General features: G+C 70.9%; 17 protein-coding genes and 1 pseudogene. 8 read left to right on the forward strand and 10 right to left on the reverse strand.

The genetic code is table 11. The features are described 5' to 3' along the window. Positions 1 to 5: 5 nt before the first annotated feature. Complete coding sequence (locus OG331_RS28710) at positions 6 to 536, reverse strand: GNAT family N-acetyltransferase (RefSeq protein WP_406201380.1); 531 nt, start codon at positions 534 to 536, stop codon at positions 6 to 8. A gap of 169 nt (positions 537 to 705) precedes the next feature. Here OG331_RS28710 and OG331_RS28715 point away from each other — a divergent pair, with 169 nt between their 5' ends. Then, positions 706 to 1,704 carry an RNA polymerase sigma factor RpoD/SigA gene (locus tag OG331_RS28715; RefSeq protein ID WP_406201383.1) on the forward strand — a complete coding sequence of 333 codons (999 nt, stop codon included), beginning with the start codon at positions 706 to 708 and terminating at the stop codon, positions 1,702 to 1,704. Between the two features lie 432 nt (positions 1,705 to 2,136). Next, positions 2,137 to 2,751, forward strand: a complete 615-nt coding sequence (locus OG331_RS28720; protein ID WP_406210330.1) for a TetR/AcrR family transcriptional regulator — start codon at positions 2,137 to 2,139, stop codon at positions 2,749 to 2,751. A 181-nt stretch (positions 2,752 to 2,932) separates the two neighbouring features. Here the strand turns inward: OG331_RS28720 and OG331_RS28725 are convergent, their stop codons facing one another. Next, positions 2,933 to 3,943, reverse strand: a complete 1,011-nt coding sequence (locus OG331_RS28725; RefSeq protein WP_406201385.1) for a helix-turn-helix transcriptional regulator — start codon at positions 3,941 to 3,943, stop codon at positions 2,933 to 2,935. A 62-nt stretch (positions 3,944 to 4,005) separates the two neighbouring features. Between OG331_RS28725 and OG331_RS28730 the strand changes: the two are divergent. The 5 genes and pseudogenes from OG331_RS28730 (at position 4,006) to OG331_RS28750 (ending at position 10,170) form a co-directional block, all read left to right on the forward strand. After that, positions 4,006 to 5,525: pseudogene (locus tag OG331_RS28730) on the forward strand (MFS transporter). Between the two features lie 189 nt (positions 5,526 to 5,714). Next, positions 5,715 to 6,476, forward strand: coding sequence for a DeoR/GlpR family DNA-binding transcription regulator (locus tag OG331_RS28735; protein ID WP_328881061.1), 762 nt, complete (start codon positions 5,715 to 5,717; stop codon positions 6,474 to 6,476). Next, complete coding sequence (pfkB, locus tag OG331_RS28740) at positions 6,473 to 7,420, forward strand: 1-phosphofructokinase (protein ID WP_406201388.1); 948 nt, start codon at positions 6,473 to 6,475, stop codon at positions 7,418 to 7,420. Before OG331_RS28735 ends, pfkB begins: the two co-directional genes overlap by 4 nt. A 253-nt stretch (positions 7,421 to 7,673) precedes the next feature. Then, positions 7,674 to 9,806, forward strand: a complete 2,133-nt coding sequence (locus tag OG331_RS28745) for a fructose-specific PTS transporter subunit EIIC (RefSeq protein WP_406201391.1) — start codon at positions 7,674 to 7,676, stop codon at positions 9,804 to 9,806. A gap of 121 nt (positions 9,807 to 9,927) precedes the next feature. Next, the gene (locus tag OG331_RS28750) at positions 9,928 to 10,170 is read left to right on the forward strand and encodes a hypothetical protein (RefSeq protein ID WP_383238664.1); all 243 of its coding nucleotides are present in this window, start codon (positions 9,928 to 9,930) and stop codon (positions 10,168 to 10,170) included. Positions 10,171 to 10,642: 472 nt separating this feature from the next. Here OG331_RS28750 and OG331_RS28755 read toward each other — a convergent pair whose 3' ends face one another. From OG331_RS28755 to OG331_RS28770, 4 genes are all read right to left on the reverse strand, one after another. Continuing rightward, positions 10,643 to 11,389 (reverse strand): DUF6227 family protein, encoded by a 747-nt coding sequence (locus OG331_RS28755; protein WP_406201395.1) that lies wholly within the window; start codon positions 11,387 to 11,389, stop codon positions 10,643 to 10,645. Positions 11,390 to 11,567: 178 nt separating this feature from the next. Beyond that, positions 11,568 to 12,788: an Ig-like domain-containing protein gene (locus tag OG331_RS28760; protein WP_406210333.1), complete on the reverse strand. Its 1,221-nt coding sequence runs from the start codon at positions 12,786 to 12,788 to the stop codon at positions 11,568 to 11,570. A gap of 179 nt (positions 12,789 to 12,967) precedes the next feature. After that, the gene (locus OG331_RS28765) at positions 12,968 to 13,996 is read right to left on the reverse strand and encodes a P1 family peptidase (protein WP_406201398.1); all 1,029 of its coding nucleotides are present in this window, start codon (positions 13,994 to 13,996) and stop codon (positions 12,968 to 12,970) included. A gap of 91 nt (positions 13,997 to 14,087) precedes the next feature. Then, positions 14,088 to 15,326, reverse strand: a complete 1,239-nt coding sequence (locus OG331_RS28770) for a low temperature requirement protein A (protein WP_406201400.1) — start codon at positions 15,324 to 15,326, stop codon at positions 14,088 to 14,090. 99 nt (positions 15,327 to 15,425) lie between these two features. Here OG331_RS28770 and OG331_RS28775 point away from each other — a divergent pair, with 99 nt between their 5' ends. Further along, a complete protein-coding gene (locus OG331_RS28775; RefSeq protein ID WP_362384496.1) occupies positions 15,426 to 15,611 on the forward strand; it encodes a hypothetical protein in 186 nt (61 codons plus the stop codon). Positions 15,612 to 15,615: 4 nt separating this feature from the next. Here OG331_RS28775 and mscL read toward each other — a convergent pair whose 3' ends face one another. The 4 genes from mscL to OG331_RS28795 form a co-directional block, all read right to left on the reverse strand. After that, a complete protein-coding gene (mscL, locus tag OG331_RS28780) occupies positions 15,616 to 16,074 on the reverse strand; it encodes a large conductance mechanosensitive channel protein MscL (protein ID WP_406201402.1) in 459 nt (152 codons plus the stop codon). Between the two features lie 147 nt (positions 16,075 to 16,221). Further along, on the reverse strand, positions 16,222 to 16,815 hold the full coding sequence (locus OG331_RS28785) for a hypothetical protein (RefSeq protein ID WP_406201404.1): 594 nt from the start codon (positions 16,813 to 16,815) through the stop codon (positions 16,222 to 16,224). A 142-nt stretch (positions 16,816 to 16,957) separates the two neighbouring features. Beyond that, positions 16,958 to 17,800: an S-methyl-5'-thioadenosine phosphorylase gene (locus tag OG331_RS28790; RefSeq protein WP_406201406.1), complete on the reverse strand. Its 843-nt coding sequence runs from the start codon at positions 17,798 to 17,800 to the stop codon at positions 16,958 to 16,960. Positions 17,801 to 17,877: 77 nt separating this feature from the next. Continuing rightward, positions 17,878 to 18,201, reverse strand: coding sequence for an FmdB family zinc ribbon protein (locus OG331_RS28795; RefSeq protein ID WP_406201408.1), 324 nt, complete (start codon positions 18,199 to 18,201; stop codon positions 17,878 to 17,880). Between the last annotated feature and the right edge of the window lie 49 nt (positions 18,202 to 18,250).

Raw genomic sequence — 18,250 nt, forward strand, 5'->3', positions numbered from 1 at the left:
CCGCCTCACAGTTCCTTCTCGTACCAGGCGACGTCCCAGTACCGGCCGAACTTGCGGCCCACCTCGCGGTACGTGCCGACGTACCGGAAGCCGAACCGCTCGTGCAGCCGGGTGGAGGCCTCGTTCGGCTGGGCGATACCGGCGTAGGCGCGGTGCACGTCCTCCTCGGCCAGGGCCTCGAAGAGGGCCTTGTAGAGGAGGGTGCCGACACCTCGCCGGCCGGTGTCCGGCGCGAGGTAGACGGTCACCTCGACGGAGGTCTCATAGGCGGGCTTCGGCCGGAAGGCGCTGGATGTGGCGTAGCCGAGAATCCGCTGTGAGTCGGCCCCAGGAGCCCCCTGGGTGGCAACCATCAACCGGTGCGGGCCGTCTTCAGGGTGGGAGAGCAGCCAAGGGCGGCGCTCTTCCGGCGTGAAGGCGGCGGTATCGAATGTGATCGGCGTCTCACGTACATAGTGGTTGTAGATGTCGGTGAGGGCTTCGAGGTCACCTTCGACTCCCGGTCTGACCTGCACCTCTGTACGTGCCGACGGCATCGGGCCTCCTCATGTGGCCGGACAGGGTACTGCAAGATCAGAAAAATATGGGGGTGGGTTGGGAATTCTGTCCTGATTCCAGTCGTTGTTTCCATCGGATGCAGGGCACTCGAGAAGAGTCCCAAGCGTTTACGAATCACCCGCCCGCCCACATCGCAAGGGAGCACGCATGGCAACCCGTGCCGTCGCCCGTCGTCAGTCCGCCACCGGCGAGACCGTCGACAAGGCACGCAGTGTTCGCGCCCATGGCGGCGAGATCGCGGACCGCGACCTGGTCGGCATGTACCTCGACGAGATCGCGCGCACGCCGCTTCTCGACGCAGCCAAAGAGGTCGAGCTGTCACAGATCATCGAGGCGGGTGTGTTCGCAAGGCAGGTCCTCGACGGATACGAGGAGGCCAGGGCGGACGCCACCCGCGAGGAGCTGGAGGCCCTGGTCGCCGACGGAGAGCGGGCCAAGGACATCTTCATTCGCTCCAACCTCCGCCTGGTCGTCGCGGTGGCCCGCCGCTACCCGCGCAGCGGCCTGCCCCTCCTCGACCTGGTCCAGGAGGGCAACGCCGGCCTGGTGCGCGCAGTGGAGAAGTTCGACTACCGCAAGGGCTTCAAGTTCTCCACGTACGCCACCTGGTGGATCCGCCAGGCGATCACCCGCTCCATAGCCGACCAGTCCCGCACCATCCGCCTCCCCGTCCACCTGGTCGAGGAGCTGGGCCGCATCCGCCGAGTGCAGCGCGAGTTCAACCGCGAGCACGGCCGCGACCCGGAGCCCGCGGAGATCGCCGCCGAGCTCGGTTCCAACCCGGACCGCGTGGTGGACGTCCTGGACTGGGCCCGCGACCCGGTCTCCCTGAACATGTCGGTGGACGACGAGGGCGAGACCCAGTTCGGCGACCTGCTGGAGGACACCTCCGCGGTCTCCCCGGAGCAGTCGGTGCTCACCCTGCTGCGCAGCGAGGAGCTGGACGACCTGATCGGCCGCCTCGACCAGCGCACGGCGTCCATCATCAAGATGCGGTACGGCATCGAGGACGGCCGCGAGCGGACCCTGACCGAGGTCGGCAAGGAACACGGCCTCACCCGCGAGCGCATCCGGCAGATCGAGAAGCACGCCCTGCTGGAGTTGAAGAAGCTGGCACGCAGCACCGGCTTCGACGCCGCCGCGTAACGCCACGACCACAGGGCGTACAAAGGGTGCGGCCGCGTACGCCGGGTGGCGAAAGACCGCGCAAACATGGCGCGTAACGCCGCTTTCAACCGACAGGACCCCGGGAACAAGACCTCAAGGCAAGGGAGTTCAGCCTCCGAGGACACTGACCCGCAACGCACCGGGTCCCACCGACCAAGTCCCGACGCACTCCCCCCGGCGCCGGGACTTTCCCCGAGCCGGGCTTCGGCGCCCAACCCCCCTGGGTGCCGGGGCCCGGCTCTTTCTCGCGCCGGGGCAGGCCTGGAAAGGGCGGGTCACCCCGTACCTGAACCACGGGGTGGCCCACCCGAATGGCAGATTGTGCCACATGGGCATAGCCTGCCGAATGTGAGCAGTCCCACCCCCGCTTCCTCCCCGTCCCTCACGGAGCGACGCAAGGCGGCAACCCGCATGGAGATCGCCCGCGCCGCGGCCGGCCTCTTCGTGAAACGCGGCTTGAAGGCCACCCGCGCCGAGGACATCGCCCAGGCCGCCGGCATCGCCCCGCGCACCTTCTACCGCTACTTCGCCACCAAGGAAGAGGCGGTGGCCCCCCTCTACGCGGCCGGCGCCGCCCGCTGGTCGGAAGCAGTCCGCAAGGCCCCGCCCGACCTCCCTCTGCCCCGGGCTCTGGAACACGCGGCCCTCCACACCCTCACCCCCGGCACCGCAGTCTCAACAGCCTCCTGGGACTGGGTCCGCACCCTGGTCCGCCTGGCCATCTCAAGCCCCGCGCTCAGAAAGGTATGGGCGGAGGTCTGCCACGAGTCGGAGACGACACTGGCGGAAGTACTTGCCGCGAGGTCGGCGGCCCCCGGCACCACCGACGACAACGTTGCCGAACGCCCTTCCCCCTCCCTCCACTTCGCAGCCGCAGTGGCCGCCGCCTCGATACGAGTGGCCGTAGAGGCCTGGGCAGCAGGCGACGCCCCACCCGAGGGCCCGGAGGGCCCGGCGGCCTTGGCGATGCACAACCTGGCGACGCTGAGGGACTTCCCATGGGACGACGTACAGCCGCAAAGCTGAGGTGAGTCGGCGCGGCACCCGCGTACGACGGAAAGGGGACGTGCCGGGGGGTGTCCGCCCGCAGCGGCGGGCGTCAAGAAACAGCACCTCTTGAGAGAGGTCCACCGCCCGACCGAGGACGGACACCCCCCGGCACGTCCCCGCCCCACCCACCGGCCGCAGGCGCTACGCGAACCCCCACTCACCCGAGCGGGCCGCCGCAGGCATCCCCGGCCTCGCCGCCGGAGGCCGAGGCCCCCGCCCTCCTCAACCGTCCCCCCAACTCCCGTACAGCAGCCACCAGTTCCCCCGGCCACTCCACCACGAACTCACACCCCACCATCGCCAACCGCACCCCCATCCAGTCAACGGGATCACTCGTGCTCCCGCGCAACCGGCACCGCGACGCCCCCACCGCCTCGGGCACCCCCAGCCACCCCGGCAACCGAGCCCCCACCACCTCGGCGGACGCCGCGAACGTGACCACGAACTCGTACGACTCCTGCCGCCGCCACATCGACTGCCGCAGGTACTCCGCCGCACTCCCCGTAGGCAACTCCCGCGGAGCGAACCGCGCCCCCGTGGCGAACGGCTCGCTCACCCGGTCGACCCGGAACGTCCGCCAGTCCCCACGGTCGAGGTCGTACGCGACGAGGTACCAGCGCCGCCCCGTCGACACCAGACGATACGGCTCGACCAGCCGCCGCGACCCCGCCCCGTCCCCCGCCCGATACGCGAAGCGCAACCGCTCCTGCCCCGCCACACTCGCCGCCATCACCGTCAGCGTCTCGGGCGCGATACTCGCCCCGTCCCCGCTGGTCAGCGGCGTGGTCGCGGCCTGCAGCGTGGACACCCGGTGCCGCAGCCGCGACGGCAGCACCTGCTCCAGCTTCGCCAGCGCCCGCACGGACGCCTCCTCCACCCCCTCGACCGCGTGCCCGGCCCCCGCCCGCAGCCCGACCGCGATCGCCACCGCCTCCTCGTCGTCGAGGACGAGCGGCGGCATCGCCTTGCCCGCGACAAGCCGGTAGCCGCCCTCGGCGCCCATGCTCGCCTGCACGGGATATCCCAGCTCCCGCAGCCGGTCGATGTCCCGCCGCACCGTACGCCGGGACACCCCGAGCCGGCCGGCGAGCTCACCGCCGGGCCATTCGCGGGGCGTCTGAAGAAGGGAGAGAAGAGTCAGGAGTCGTGCCGGAGTATCCGTCGTCATGTATCCGAGGATCCCCCACAAGTAGGACACGATCCGACCTAATGCGGTCCTATCTTCGATGCATGACCTCCTCCGAAACGTCACCCACACCTCAGCCCGCCCCAGGCGACCGCCGCCGATGGTTCGCCCTGGCGATCGTGATGACCGCGGCTTTCATGGACCTCGTCGACGTCACGATCGTCAACATCGCCATCCCCTCGATCCAGCGGGAGGCCGGCGCGAGCTTCAGCCAGATCCAGTGGATCACCGCCGGCTATGCGCTCGCCTTCGCCGCGGGCCTGATCACGGGTGGCCGTCTCGGTGACATCCACGGCCGCAAGCGGCTGTTCCTCATCGGCATCGGCGGCTTCACCATCGCCTCGGCGCTGTGCGGCTTCGCGGCGAACCCGGAGATGCTGGTCGCCTCCCGCATCCTGCAGGGCGCGATGGCGGCGCTGATGGTCCCGCAGGTCCTGTCGATCGTGCACGCCACGTTCCCGGCGCACGAACGCGGCAAGGTCTTCGGCCTGTTCGGAGCGGTCGTGGGACTCGGCGCGGTCACCGGCCCGCTGCTCGGCGCGCTGCTCACGGAGTGGAATCTGTTCGGCCTCGAATGGCGCCCGATCTTCCTCATCAACCTCCCGGTCGGCATCGCGGGCCTGATCCTCGGCAGCCGCTACATCACCGAGTCCAAGGCGCCGAAGGCCCTGAAGCTGGACCTGGTCGGCGTCGCCCTCGTCACGCTCGGCCTGCTGATGCTGCTGTACCCGCTGACCCGCGGCCGTGAGCTGGGCTGGCCGCTGTGGGGGTACGTGTCGATGGCCGGCGCGCTCGTCGTCCTCGCGGTGCTGGTGGCGTACGAGAGGCGCAAGGCCGGCCGCGACGGCTCCCCGCTCGTCGAACTGTCGCTGTTCAAGGTGAAGAGCTTCGCGGCGGGCATCGCGGTGCAGACCGTGTTCGGTGTGGCGCTCGGCATCTTCTTCCTGGTCTGGACGCTGTACATGCAGTTCGGGCTGGGCTGGAGCCCGCTGAAGGCGGGCCTGACCGGGATCCCGTTCTCGATCGCGGTCTCGGTGGCGGCGGGCATGTCCGTGCAGGGCGCTTCGGCCGCAAGGTGCTGCAGGCGGGCGCGCTGGTGATGGCGCTCGGCGTCCTGCTCTACATCTGGGAGTCCGAGCGCTACGGCCTGTCCATCGCGCCCTGGCAGATGGCTCTGCCTCTGATCGTCATGGGCGTCGGCATGGGCCTGATCGTGGCCCCGCTGACGGACGCGATCCTGTCGGAGGTGCCGCGCGAGCACTCCGGTTCGGCGTCGGGCCTGATCAACACCGTGCAGCAGATGGGCAACGCGCTCGGCCTCGGCCTGGTGTCCGTCGTCTTCTTCGGCGTCATCGACGACCAGCTGGCCGAGACGGCGCAAGGTCCGGCGGTGGGCGCGGCCTTCGCGGACGGCTTCCAGCACGCGCTGGGCTGGGTGGCCGCGGTGATGGCCGTCATCTTCCTGCTGATGTTCGCGCTGCCGAAGCGGCCCGCGCAGCATGTCGAGGGAGCGGCGGAGGAGCCGTCGCCGGCACCGGAGAAGGAGCCCGTGCTGGTGCCCTGAGAGCCGGACCGGCCGGCGGAACCTCGGAGAGGATCCCGAGAGCGGGGGAGGGGCCCGGCACTTCGGTGCCGGGCCCCTCGGCATATCCGTTCATGCCCGATTGAGCCCGAACCTGTTTACTTTCCGGAAATCCAGGCGTAGCCTCCCGCTGAAACCACAAGTTCGGGCACAGTTCGGAGGCGAACGGACATGTACGCACCGGAGCGGCAGCAGGAGATCCTCCGCCTCGCCCGTGACGGCGGCCGAGTGGACGTCCTGTCGCTGGCCGAGGAATTCCAGGTCACGGCGGAGACGATCCGCCGTGACCTGAAGGCCCTCGACCGCGCCGGGCTCCTGCGCCGCGTGCACGGTGGCGCGATCCCGGCCGGGCGCCTGGACTTCGAGCCGGATCTCGCCGAGCGCGAGTCGACGGCGGCCGACGAGAAGGACCGGGTCGCCAAGGCGGCCGTCGCCGAGCTGCCGACCGAGGGCACGATGATCCTCGACGCCGGTACGACGGTGGCCCGCCTGGCCGCCGCGCTGCCGCTGGAGGCGTCCCTCACCGTCGTCACGCACAGCCTGCCCATCGCGGCCCGCCTCGCGGACCACCCCGGCATCCAACTGCACCTGGTCGGCGGGCGCGTACGGCACCGTACGCGCGCCGCCGTGGACGCCTGGGCGCTGCGTGCGTACGGCGAGATCCGCGCCGACGTCCTGTTCGTCGCGGCCAACGGCTTCTCCGCCGAGCACGGTCTGACCACCCCGGATCTCGCCGAGGCCGCCGTGAAGCGCGCCGCGGTGGCCGCGGCCCGCCGCGTGGTGCTGCTGGCCGACTCCTCCAAGCACGGCCAGGAGCACTTCGCCCGCTTCGGTGACCTGAGCGATGTGGACCTGCTGATCACCGACAGCGGGCTGAGCCCCGAAGACGCCACCGCGATCGAGCGCGGCGGCACGGAAGTAGTGCGCGCATGATCCTCACCGTCACCCCGAACCCCTCCCTGGACCGCACCTACGAGGTCCCGGCCCTCGACCGCGGCGAGGTCATACGCGCCACCGGCGAGCGCATGGACCCGGGCGGCAAGGGTGTGAACGTCTCGCGCGCCGTCACGGCCGCCGGGCAGCGCACGGTCGCGGTCCTGCCCCTGGGTGGCGCGCCCGGCGCGCTAGTCGCCGACCTGCTCGACGGGCAGGGCATCGAGGTCGCGCCGGTACCGGTCGCCGGCGCCACCCGGTCCAACATCGCGCTCGCTGAGTCGGACGGCGTACTGACGAAGATCAACGCGCCCGGCCCCGAGCTGTCGGCCGCCGAGCAGGAACTCCTCCTGGAGACGGTCCGCGAGCAGTCGCGCGACGCCGACTGGATCGCCTGCTGCGGCAGCCTGCCCCGGGGGCTCGCCCCGTCCTGGTACGCCGATGTCGTCACCCGGGCACACGCGGGCGGCGCCCGGATCGCGCTGGACACCTCCGGACGCGCCCTCCTCGAAGCGCTGCGTGCCCGGCCCGACGTGGTGAAGCCGAACGCCGAGGAGCTCTCGGAGGCCGTCGGGCGCCCCCTGACCACCGTGGGCGACGCGCTGAAGGCCGCCGAGGAACTGCGCGCGATGGGCGCCGGCGCCGTACTGGCGAGCCTGGGCGCCGACGGGCAACTGCTCGTGGACGGCTCGGGCGCCTGGTTCGGCAGCGCACGCGTGGACGTCGTACGCAGCAATGTCGGCGCCGGCGACTCCTCCCTCGCCGGCTTTCTGATCGCCGGGGGAGCCGGACCCGAGGCGCTCGCCTCCGCCGTCGCGCACGGCGCGGCAGCCGTGCAGCTGCCCGGCAGCGTGATGCCCTCGCCGGCCGATCTGGACCCGACCGCGGTGACGGTCACGGCCGAGGTGCCGGTGGACCGCGTACTGAAGGAGCCGTCGTCATGACGAATGTCGTGGTTGTCACAGTTCTTGCCGATCCGGACCGTGACCGGCAAAGCTCGGCGTTACTCACGGCCACCGACGGACGGCAGGGCAACAACCTGAGCCGCTCTGCCGCCCGGAGGAGGCAGGTTCTCCCCGGCCTCGCCTCCCCCGTCCCCGCCTCCCCCCACCGCATTCACGCCGCCCCCCACGGCACTCCCGTCCCCTTCACCGCCCACGAGACTCCCCGGGCGATACGCGTGCGAAGGAGCCCGCGATGAGCGACATGATCACCGCGGACCTGGTCGATCTCGACCTGTCCGCCGACACCAAGGACGCGGCGGCGCGCGCCCTCGCCGAGCGCATGGTGGCCCTGGGCCGGGTGACCGACCTGGAGGGCTTCCTCGCCGACGTCGCCGCCCGTGAGGCACAGATGCCGACCGGCCTCGACGGTGGCATCGGCATCCCGCACTGCCGCAGCGAGCACGTCACCGAGCCGACGCTCGCCTTCGGGCGCAGCGCCGCCGGCATCGACTTCGGAGCTGTGGACGGCCCTGCCGACCTGATCTTCCTGATCGCCGCTCCGGCAGGCGCGGACGACGCCCACCTGACGATCCTGTCGTCGCTGGCCCGGCAGCTGATGAACCCCGAGTTCACGGACGCGCTGCGGGCGGCGCGGGATGCGGCGTCGGCGGCGGCGCTGATCCGGGGGGACGAGCCCGAGGCGGCCGAGGCGGTCGCGACGGAGGGTGCGGCCGACACCGCCGATTCGGAAGGCCCCGAAGGCTCAGGAGTCTCCGAAAGCTCCGGAGCCTCCAAAGGTTCCCAAGACTCCGTGGCGTCGTCGGTGGCGGCCTCCGCCGACGACGCCACGGGTACCTCCTCCTCCGACGCTCCCGGCGCTGACCGCCCCTTCCGGATCGTCGCCGTCACCTCCTGCCCGACCGGCATCGCCCACACCTACATGGCGGCCGAGTCGCTGGAGAGCGCGGGCCGCGACGCGGGCGTCGAGCTCGTCGTCGAGACCCAGGGCTCGGCCGGCTTCACCCGGCTCGACCCGGCGGTCATCGCGGCGGCGGACGGCGTGATCTTCGCGCACGACGTGGCCGTACGGGAGAAGGACCGGTTCGCCGGGAAGCCGACCGTCGACGTCGGCGTGAAGGCGGGCATCAACCGCCCCGCCGAACTCATCTCCGAGGTCCGCGCCAAGGCGGAGCGCGGCGAGGTCACCGCCGCCGCCCGGCCCGGCGCCGGCACCCCGGTCGAGCGTGCGGGCGAGCCCGGCGAGGGCTACGGCACCAAGCTGCGCAAGTGGCTGATGTCCGGCGTGAGTTACATGGTCCCGTTCGTCGCGGCGGGCGGTCTGCTGATCGCTCTCGGATTCGCGATCGGCGGCTACCAGATCAACGAGGCCAAGCCGGTCACCGAGCACTTCGACTGGGGTCAGGTCGACAGCTGGGGCGCGCTGCTGTTCCAGATCGGCGGCGTGGCCTTCGGCTTCCTGATTCCCGTCCTCGCCGGCTACATCGCGTACGGCATGGCGGACCGGCCCGGTCTCGTCCCCGGCTTCGTCGGCGGCATGATCGCCTTCAACATCAACGCCGGATTCCTCGGGGGCCTGGCCGCCGGTCTGATCGCCGGTGGCGTCGTCCTCGGCATTCAGCGGATCAAGATCCCGCCGGTGCTGCGCGGCATCATGCCCGTGGTCGTGATTCCACTGGTCTCATCGATGATCGTCGGCTTCCTGATGCTGATCGTCATCGGAAAGCCCATCGCCGAGGCGCAGAAGGCCATGACGGACTGGCTGAGCGGCCTCTCGGGCAGCAACGCCGTCCTGCTCGGCATCCTGCTCGGCCTGATGATGTGCTTCGACCTGGGTGGCCCGGTCAACAAGGTCGCGTACGCCTTCGCCACGGCAGGTATCGCCGTGCAGGCCCCCAGCGACTCCGCGATGAAGATCATGGCCGCCGTGATGGCCGCCGGCATGGTCCCGCCGCTCGGCATGGCCCTCGCCACCACGATCCGCAAGAAGCTGTTCACCACCACCGAGCGCGAGAACGGCAAGGCCGCCTGGGTCCTGGGCGCCTCCTTCATCACCGAGGGCGCGATCCCGTTCGCGGCGGCCGACCCGCTGCGCGTGATCCCCGCCTCCATGGCGGGCGGCGCGGTCACCGGCGCGCTGACCATGGCCTTCGGCTCGACCCTGCGCGCCCCGCACGGCGGCATCTGGGTCACCTTCCTGATCGGCAAGCCGTTCCTGTACCTGCTGGCCATCGCGGCCGGTACGGCGGTCACGGCGGGCCTGGTCATCGTCCTGAAGGGCATGCGCAGGACGACCCCGGAGGGCGCCGCATCCTCGGAGCCCTCGGCGGCCACGACCACGGAGGCGAAGCAGCCGGTGCCGGCATAAGCCCGCCACGGGCCGAGCCTCCAGCTTGTTCCCTTTGGCGCACTGTGAGTTGTTCACGGCACCTGCGATATACGTCACGGTCCGGGCCCAATGGCCCGGACCGTGTTGTCTACTGGAGCGTATGCCTGAGAACGTCTCGATCATCCAGCTGCTGGGCCCGGTCGTCCTCGCCCTGGCGGCCGTGCTGTGGGTGATGGGGCTGGCCCGCCTCCTGCGCCGCACCCGCCCCGAGGCCACCCCCGGGACACTCCCCGGCCTCCCGCACCAGCGGCAGACCGCCCCCGCCCAGGAAGCCGTGGAACTGACCCCGGCCGAACTGGACGCCTTCGCCGGCCTGGTACGCCAACTCGACGACAGCCGCTGACCGGCCGCGCCGCCTGAAGGGCCGCGCCTGTTGGACGGGCCCGGCGGCTTCACCGGCGCTCAGCCCGGCCGCTCGCGGTACCTGCGCTCGCGGTGCCTGCGCTCGCGGTGCCTGCGGCTCTCGGGCCCCCGACTGGGGCACCTGCGCCCGCCCTCTGTGCCGCGCCGTGCGTGCGGCCCGGGCTCGTCGTGTGCGGCACCTGCGCTCGCCCGCTCGCCGGTCCTGCGACGCCTGCCGCGCTCGCGGCACATCCACGCTCGCCTCGCGTACGGCTCTTGGGCCCACAGCATGCGGCACTTGTCCACGCCACCAGCGGGACCGTGCTCGGCGCTCCGGAACCCGTGCCCCCGTCGGGCGCCCGCCATACGTGCGGCGGCCCTTGGCCCCGCCGCGTGCGGCACTCGCGCTCGACACCAGCGGGACCTGAGCCCGCCGCTTCCGGTGCCCGCGCCGCCCCGCGGCACCCGCACCCCTACGGCACCTGCGCAGCCCGCCGTTCCATCGCGGCGCGTGCCGCGTCCTCGCTGGTGTACACCTCGCACATGTGACGGCCGTCGGGCGTCGCCGTGTGCTCGACCTCCCAGAGGGAGACCTCCTGCCCGTCGCGGAGCAGGAAGGCGTGTTCGTAGAGCGAGAAGCAGAGTCCGGGGCGGCCCGCGCGGCCCGGGCGGCCGAAGGCCTGGGTGATCTGGTGCGCGCACGCCGTGGTCAGCAGCGCGGCCGTGGCCGCGTCCGGCCGATCCGGGTTCTCCGCGCGGCGCAGCAGCCGGCGCGCGTGGTCCGCCGAGTCGTCCGGCACATACGCGTGCCGGGGCGTGGGGATCGGCGACAACTGCACCGTCACCGGCAGTTCGAAGTCCGGCGCGTCCGGCGGCAGCGGCAGCCGCCCGGTCGCGGCGCGCAGCTCCTCCTCGTCGACGTACACCTCGTGCTGCGCGGCCCGGCCCCGCGCCGTGTTGTGGACGAGCTCCCACAGCGTGAGCGCCGAACCGTCGGCGAGCAGCCAGGTGTGCCGGTACGTCTCGCGATGCAGCCCCGCGCTGTGGTGCGCGGAGTGCAGCGAGCTGTCGTGGGCCAGCGCACAGTCGAGCAGCCGTATTGTCTCGTCGGGCAGCTCGAACGAGTTCAGGGCACGGCCGAGGAGTCGCGCGAGGTGCTCCTCCGGAGACTCCGGCGACTCGGGTGGTTCGTACGCTGCCGTCTCGTACGGAACGCTCAAGGTTTCTCCCGGCGTTGCTGCATGTCACCTTGTGGGTGCATACCGTAGCCCCTCGGTCGGACATCATGTCCGGGAACCGAGAAAACGTACGTCCGGTAAAACGCGCGGGCCGCGCGAGAAGTTCCCGCGCGGCCCGATGAACTGTCAAGAATCCCTGCTCGGACGGTACTTCAGTGGGTCAGGCAGCGCTGCCCGCGACCCACTCGTTCCACGACATGTTCCAGCCGTTGAGTCCGTTGTCCGGCGTCACGGTCTTGTCGGGGGAGTTCTTGACGATCACCACGTCACCGAGGATCGAGCTGTCGTAGAACCACTTGGCGGGGGTGTCCCCCTGCCCGCCCTTCATGTCCTGCAGACCGACGCAGCCGTGGCTGGTGCCCTGGCGGCCGAAGGGCGGGTTGCCCTGGTTGTACCAGTAGTTGCCGTGCAGGAAGGTTCCCGACTGCGTCAGCCGCATCGCGTTCGGCACGTCCTTGATGTCGTACGCGTTGGCGAGATCGACCGTGCGGCTGTCCATGCGGACCTTCTTGTACTTCTCGGAGATCACCATCTGCCCGTTGTAGGTGGAGAACTCCGAGCTGCCCGCCGAGATCGGCACCGACTTGACCGTCTTGCCGTCGCGCACGACCGTCATCGTCTGCGCGTTGACGTCGACCGTGGAGACCTGCGAGCGCCCGATGGTGAAGGTGACCGTCTTCTCCTGAACGCCGTAGACGCCGTTCGCGCCCTCGACGCCGTCCAGGTCGACCTTCATCGTGACCTTGGAGCCGGCCTTCCAGTACTCCTCGGGCCGGAAGTCCAGCCGCTGCCCGTTGAACCAGTGCCCGACCACCTTCTGGCCGCTGCTGGAGGTGACGGTGATGTGCGACTGCACGTCCTTCTGGTTGCTGATCGCCTTGTCGAAGTTGAACGAGACCGGCATGCCGACGCCGACCGTGGTGCCGTCGTCGGGCGTGTACGTCCCGATGAAGCTGTTGTCCTTGGACACGGTCGTGAAGGTCGAGTCGGCCGCGGCGCTGCGCCCGTCGGTGTCCTTCGCGGTGGCCGAAATCTGGTATTTCGTCCCCCGCTCCAGCTGCTCCTTCGGCTTCCAGCTGACCCCGTCGGCGGCCAGGGAGCCCGGCACGGCCTGCCCGCTCCCGGCCACCGTCATCTTCACCTCGGTCAGCTTGCCGTCGCTGACCTTGACGCCGGTCGAGTTGATCGACGCCCCTGTCGAGCCGTCCTTCGCCGAGATCGCGATCTGCGCTGCGGAAGTCCTGGACGAGTCACTGCCGCCCTTTCCGTCCTCGTGGTCGGCGTTGGCGCTCCCACCGCAGGCGGTGAGCGTCAGAGCGCCGATCATCAGGGCGGCACAGGCCCCCACTGCGCGCCGCGCTGCTATGTCCGGCGTTGTCACGAGATACTCCATCTTCATGCGATCTACGGGATCCGTTCCGTTCCACGGTGGAAGAGGCCACCGCCACGGGACCGGGTTCCCAACGTGCGCCGTGAACGCCATCACGTGACACAACCGGGACAATCGCCCGCGGCGCCCGCACGAGAGGCCCCGTTAGCGGTCCCCGTTACCCCTGCCCGTCACCGTCCCCCGTACAACTCCCCGTACGACGGCCATACTCCACCCGGCCCATCCACCGGCACAGCCGCCCGCACGGCCCGCACGATCGCCCGCGTCAGCGTGTCCGCGCCCGCCGCGAGGAGCTCGTTCAGCGCGAGGGGCTGCCCGGCGTCGAGCGGGCGTTCCCCGGTGGCCAGCGTGAACACGGTGTCCCCGTCGCTGAGCAGATGCACCGGCCGTACGGCCCGCGCGATGCCGTCGTGCGCGGTGCCGGCCAGCTTCTGCGCCTGCGCCTTCGTCAGGTCCGCGTCGGTGGCGACCACGGCGAGCGTGGTGTTGAGCGGGGGCGGCGCGTTCTTCTCCGCGATCTCGGCGAGGCTCCGGCGCGCGGCCTCGTGGACGCTCTCCTCCGGGTAGTCCACGCGCCCCTGGAACAACTCCCCGTACAGGACCCCGGTTTCGGGATCCACCACCGACCCCGCCGCGTTCGCCACCACAAGCGCGGCCACCGTGATCCCCGAGTCGAGGACGACGCTCGCGGTGCCGATCCCGCCCTTGACCGGACCCACCGTCGCCCCCGTGCCGGCGCCCACACAGCCCTCCCGCACCGGATCGCCGGGTTCGCTCGCCGCGGCCGCCTCGACCGCTGCCCGCCCGATGGCCGCGTCCGGCCTCGCCCGGAAGTCGCCGCCCCGCCCGAGATCGAAGACACAGGCGGCGGGGACCACCGGCACGACATGCGCCGGATCGACCCCGACCCGCACCCCGCGCCGCTGCTCCTCCAGCCAGGCCATCACCCCGGACGCCGCGTCCAGCCCGTACGCGCTGCCCCCCGTCAGCACGATCGCCTCGACCTTCTGCACGAAGTTGCGCGGATCGAGGGCGTCCGTCTCCTTGGTGCCGGGACCGCCGCCGCGTACGTCCACGGCGGCGACGGCCCCGCCCTCGGGCGCCAGGACGACCGTGGTGCCGGTCAGCCAACCGTCGCCGGTGCGCGTCGCATGCCCCACCCGCAGCCCGGCGACATCTGTCAGTGCGTCAACTGTCATGGGCCCAGTCTCGTCCAGCCACCGGTGCGGTCCCGTGAAGTCCGGCCGGACGGGGCCGGTGGCGCGGCCGGCGCCCGACCGGCCCCACGTGTCAGGCGAGCGGCGACTCCGCCGTCGTCCCGTACCCTCGGGCTGCCCTACGGGCCGTCAGCGTCTCCCCGGTCACCACCGCCAGCGCCGTGACGACGCCGGCCACGAGCACCGCCCAATCGCCCAGGAAGGTGCAGCAGATCACCAGCAGCGCCGCGGTCGGCAGCACCAGCTGCTGGGAGATGCCCACCTTGAAGTAACGCGAGTGCAGCACCCAGACCGTGAGGAGATACAGCGCCGTCGGCAGGGTCACCGCGGCCGACGCGGCCAGCGTCGAGATGTGTGCCTTGCCCACGGTCTGCTCCACCGCCACCTCCAGACCCGCGCCGATCGCGGCCGCCGAGGCGAAGACCACGTAGTGGCCGTAGCCCCACAGGAACGCCTGTCTGTTGGAGCGCAGATGGCCGTGGATCGGTACCACGAAGTAGATCCACCAGGCGGCGAAGATGATCAGCAGCCCGCCCGCGGCGATCGGCACCACGTCGCCCAGCGCGTCGTTCTCGTCGATGCCGGTCTTCACCGCCACCGTGGCCGCCGCGATGGTCTCGCCGAGCACGATGATCGTGAACAGCCCGTACCGCTCGGCGATGTGGTGCGGGTGCCAGGACGTGGGGTGGTTCCGCTCCGCGTACGGAGGCACGCACATCTCCAGGATCGCCATCACCAGGAACAGCCAGGGTCTGGCGTCCTCGGGCAGGACCAACAGGCCCAGCCAGCCGATCTGGCACAGCAGTACACCGCCGGCGTACCGCAGGGCCATTCTCCGCTCCGGGCCCCGACTCGATCTGGCCACCCGCAGCCACTGCCCCACCAGGGCCAGCCGCATGATCACATAGCCCAGTACCACCGCCAGGTACTCGTGGTCCTCGAACGCCCGCGAGACACCGGCCGCCAGGACCAGCACACCGGCGATCTGGATCAGGGTGACGACCCGGTAGAGGACGTCGTCGTTGTCGTAGGCGGAGGCGAACCAGGTGAAGTTCATCCAGGCCCACCAGATGGCGAAGAAGACCATCGCGTAGTCGAGGATCCCCTGGCCCGCGTGGCTCTCGGCGACCGCGTGCACCAACTGGATGCCCGCCTGGGCGATGGCCACGACGAAGCACAGGTCGAAGAAGAGCTCCAGCGGAGTGGCGACCCGGTGCTCCTCACCCCGGCCACGGGCGGTGAGCCTGCGCAGCGGGCGGCGGTTTCCGGGTGGGCGGGGAGAGCCCGACGCGGGAGTGGAACTGGACGTCATGAGGACAAGCACAGCAGATGGAGCGGGGAATTTCTCCCGTAAGGGATCACCCGTGGGCGAGGGCGGGGGGCATCGCCGCGCGGGCCGTACCCTGGACGCATGAGCACCGCCCCCGCCGCCCCCGAGCCGCGCGAGCCGAAGCCCGCGCTGGTGTTCGACGATCCGCTGGACCAGCAGTCCTCGGACGACACGGACCGTGGGTGGGGCGAGCGGCCCGGTACCGGCGGCGACAGCGCGGCCGACCTGAAGCGCTTCCTCGACGAGAAGCCGCCCCACCACCTCTGAGCCCCTACTGCTGGTTGTGCCCCGAGCCGCGCTGGGCGACCAGCGCGTCGCGGATCTCCTTGAGCACCTCCAGCTCGCTCACCTCGATGACCTCCTGGGCGCCCTCCTTGGCCTTGCGGCGGGCCTCCACGCGGGCCAGGTACTTCGCCATGGGCAGGACCATCAGGAAGTAGACGACGGCCGCGGTGATCACAAAGCTGAGGGCCGCGCCGAGGACGGTCCCCCACAGGATCTGGATGCCCTGCTCGCCCTCGCACGTCGAGCTCAGGCACGAGCTGTAGTGATCGAGGTTCTTGGTGCCGATCGCTCCGACCAGCGGGTTGATGATTCCCTTCACCACCGCGTTGACGATGTTGGTGAACGCGGCGCCGATGACCACCGCTACCGCCAGATCGACGACGTTCCCGCGCATCAGGAAGGCCTTGAAGCCGTCCCAGACGCCCGGTTCCTTCTTCTCGCTCACCGCGGGGCCTCTCCTCGTATACGCAGGTTGTGGAACGAACAGCTCCGCAACCTACGTCAGGGCTGGGCCATCCTGTCCAATTAGGCCACCTGAACGAGCGACTTGACAGGGCATCCAGCGTCATGCGCACGACATGTGCGACCCGGCTCAGCACAGTGTCACCGCCAGCCGTGCCGTAGCGCTCGCGCCCGCGAGGCGTGCCGCGGTGGAGCGCGGCACCGACAGCACGACCAGCGCCCCGCTCTCGCTCGCGGCGTCCAGCAGCTCCGGCACCTCGGTCACCCGCACCCCGCGCGCGACCACCCGGGCGTCGCCGCCCGCCACGCTCTCCTGCGCGGCGATCACGTCGATCCGGTCGCCGGGCCGCAGCAGCCGCACGGTGGCACCGTCGGAGATCCGCACCGGCGCGGACACCGTCTCGACGGCACGCGCCCTTTCCACGGCCCGGTGATGGCGGACCGGCTCAGGAGCCGGATGCCCGCGCGCCCGGTCGGCCTCACCCGGGCCCGCCGCCACGAGCGCCGCCGCGGTGACCGCGAGCCCCGCCGCCACGGCCCGCCTGCGCTGCCGTACCAGATGGCGCAGCCGGTACCGCCCGCCGCGCACCCGCACCGGGGCGAAGTGCGGCACCTCGCAGCCGGCGGGGGCGTCCGTGCCCAGCGGGAGCGGAGCAGCGGGGAAGGGAGAAAGGGAGGACGGCGAACGGGAGAACGGCGAACGGGACGAGGGAGCAACGGACACGTGGACCACCACCTGCGACGACGGAACGGCTTGTGAAGCCACGATGAGACATCGCGCCGCCGCCCGCCGGAGCCCGTGGACTACCGACCGGTTGTGGACAACTCCCTCGCCCGAACGAGGAGTTCCGCCCTCAAGCAGGCCCCTACGGCAGCTCGAACCCCGGATCCATCCCGCCCAGCGCCTTGGTGCACAGGCAGTCCCGCTCGTCGTTCGCCGGCAGCGCGGCCACCGCGTCGAACAGCACGCCGCGCAGCCGGTCCACGTTCGCCGCGAACACCTGCAGCACCTCGTCGTGGGAGACGCCCTCGCCGGTCTCGGCACCCGCGTCCAGGTCGGTGACCAGCGTCAACGAGGTGTAGCAGAGCTCCAGTTCACGGGCGAGCGCCGCCTCGGGGTGGCCGGTCATACCCACCACCGACCAGCCCTGCGCCTGATGCCACAGCGATTCGGCACGGGTCGAGAAGCGGGGCCCCTCCACGACGACCAGCGTGCCGCCGTCCACCGGCTCCCAGTCCCGCCCCCGCGCCGCCTTCAGCGCGGTCGCACGACCGGTGGGGCAGTAGGGGTCGGCCAGGGACACGTGCACCACGTTCGGGACGGCGCCGTCGGGCAGCGGCAGTCCGTCGAAGTACGTCCCCACCCGGGACTTCGTACGGTCGACCAGCTGGTCCGGCACCAGCAGCGTGCCCGGTCCGTACTCGGGGCGCAGTCCGCCCACCGCGCACGGGCCTAGCACCTGGCGCGCGCCGAGCGAGCGCAGCGCCCACAGGTTGGCCCGGTAGTTGATCCGGTGCGGCGGCAGATGGTGGCCGCGTCCGTGCCGGGGCAGGAAGGCGACCCGCCGGCCGGCGATCTCGCCGAGGAAGAGGGAGTCGCTGGGCGGCCCGTACGGGGTGTCCACCTGTATCTCGGTCACGTCGTCGAGGAACGAGTAGAAGCCGGAGCCGCCGATCACGCCGAGTTCCACGTTCGCCTTGTTCGCCATGCCCGCACCCTAACCGCACCCGCAAATGCCGAGGACCCCGTCGCCGGATGACGACAGGGTCCCGTAAGGAATGAGTCCTACGCGGCGGAGCTGCTGGAGGAGGTGCCGGCGCTCGACGGCTTCGAGTCCGAGGAGGACGAAGACGACGCGGAGGAGGACGAGGACGAGTCGGACGAGGAGGACGTCGACGACTTCGACGACGCCGACGAGCTGCTCGACGAGGAGCCGCGGCTGTCGTTCCGGTAGAAGCCGGATCCCTTGAAGACGATGCCGACCGCGGAGAACACCTTCTTGAGGCGGCCCTGGCAGTCGGGGCACTCGGTCAGGGCGTCGTCGGTGAACTTCTGCACCGCCTCGAGACCCTCGCCGCACTCGGTGCACTGGTACTGATAGGTGGGCACTGTCTTCCTCCTGGCACTCTCACTCGATGAGTGCTAACGACGGTCCATA

It is taken from the genome of Streptomyces sp. NBC_01017, assembly GCF_045162795.1.
GTDB lineage: Bacteria > Actinomycetota > Actinomycetes > Streptomycetales > Streptomycetaceae > Streptomyces > Streptomyces machairae.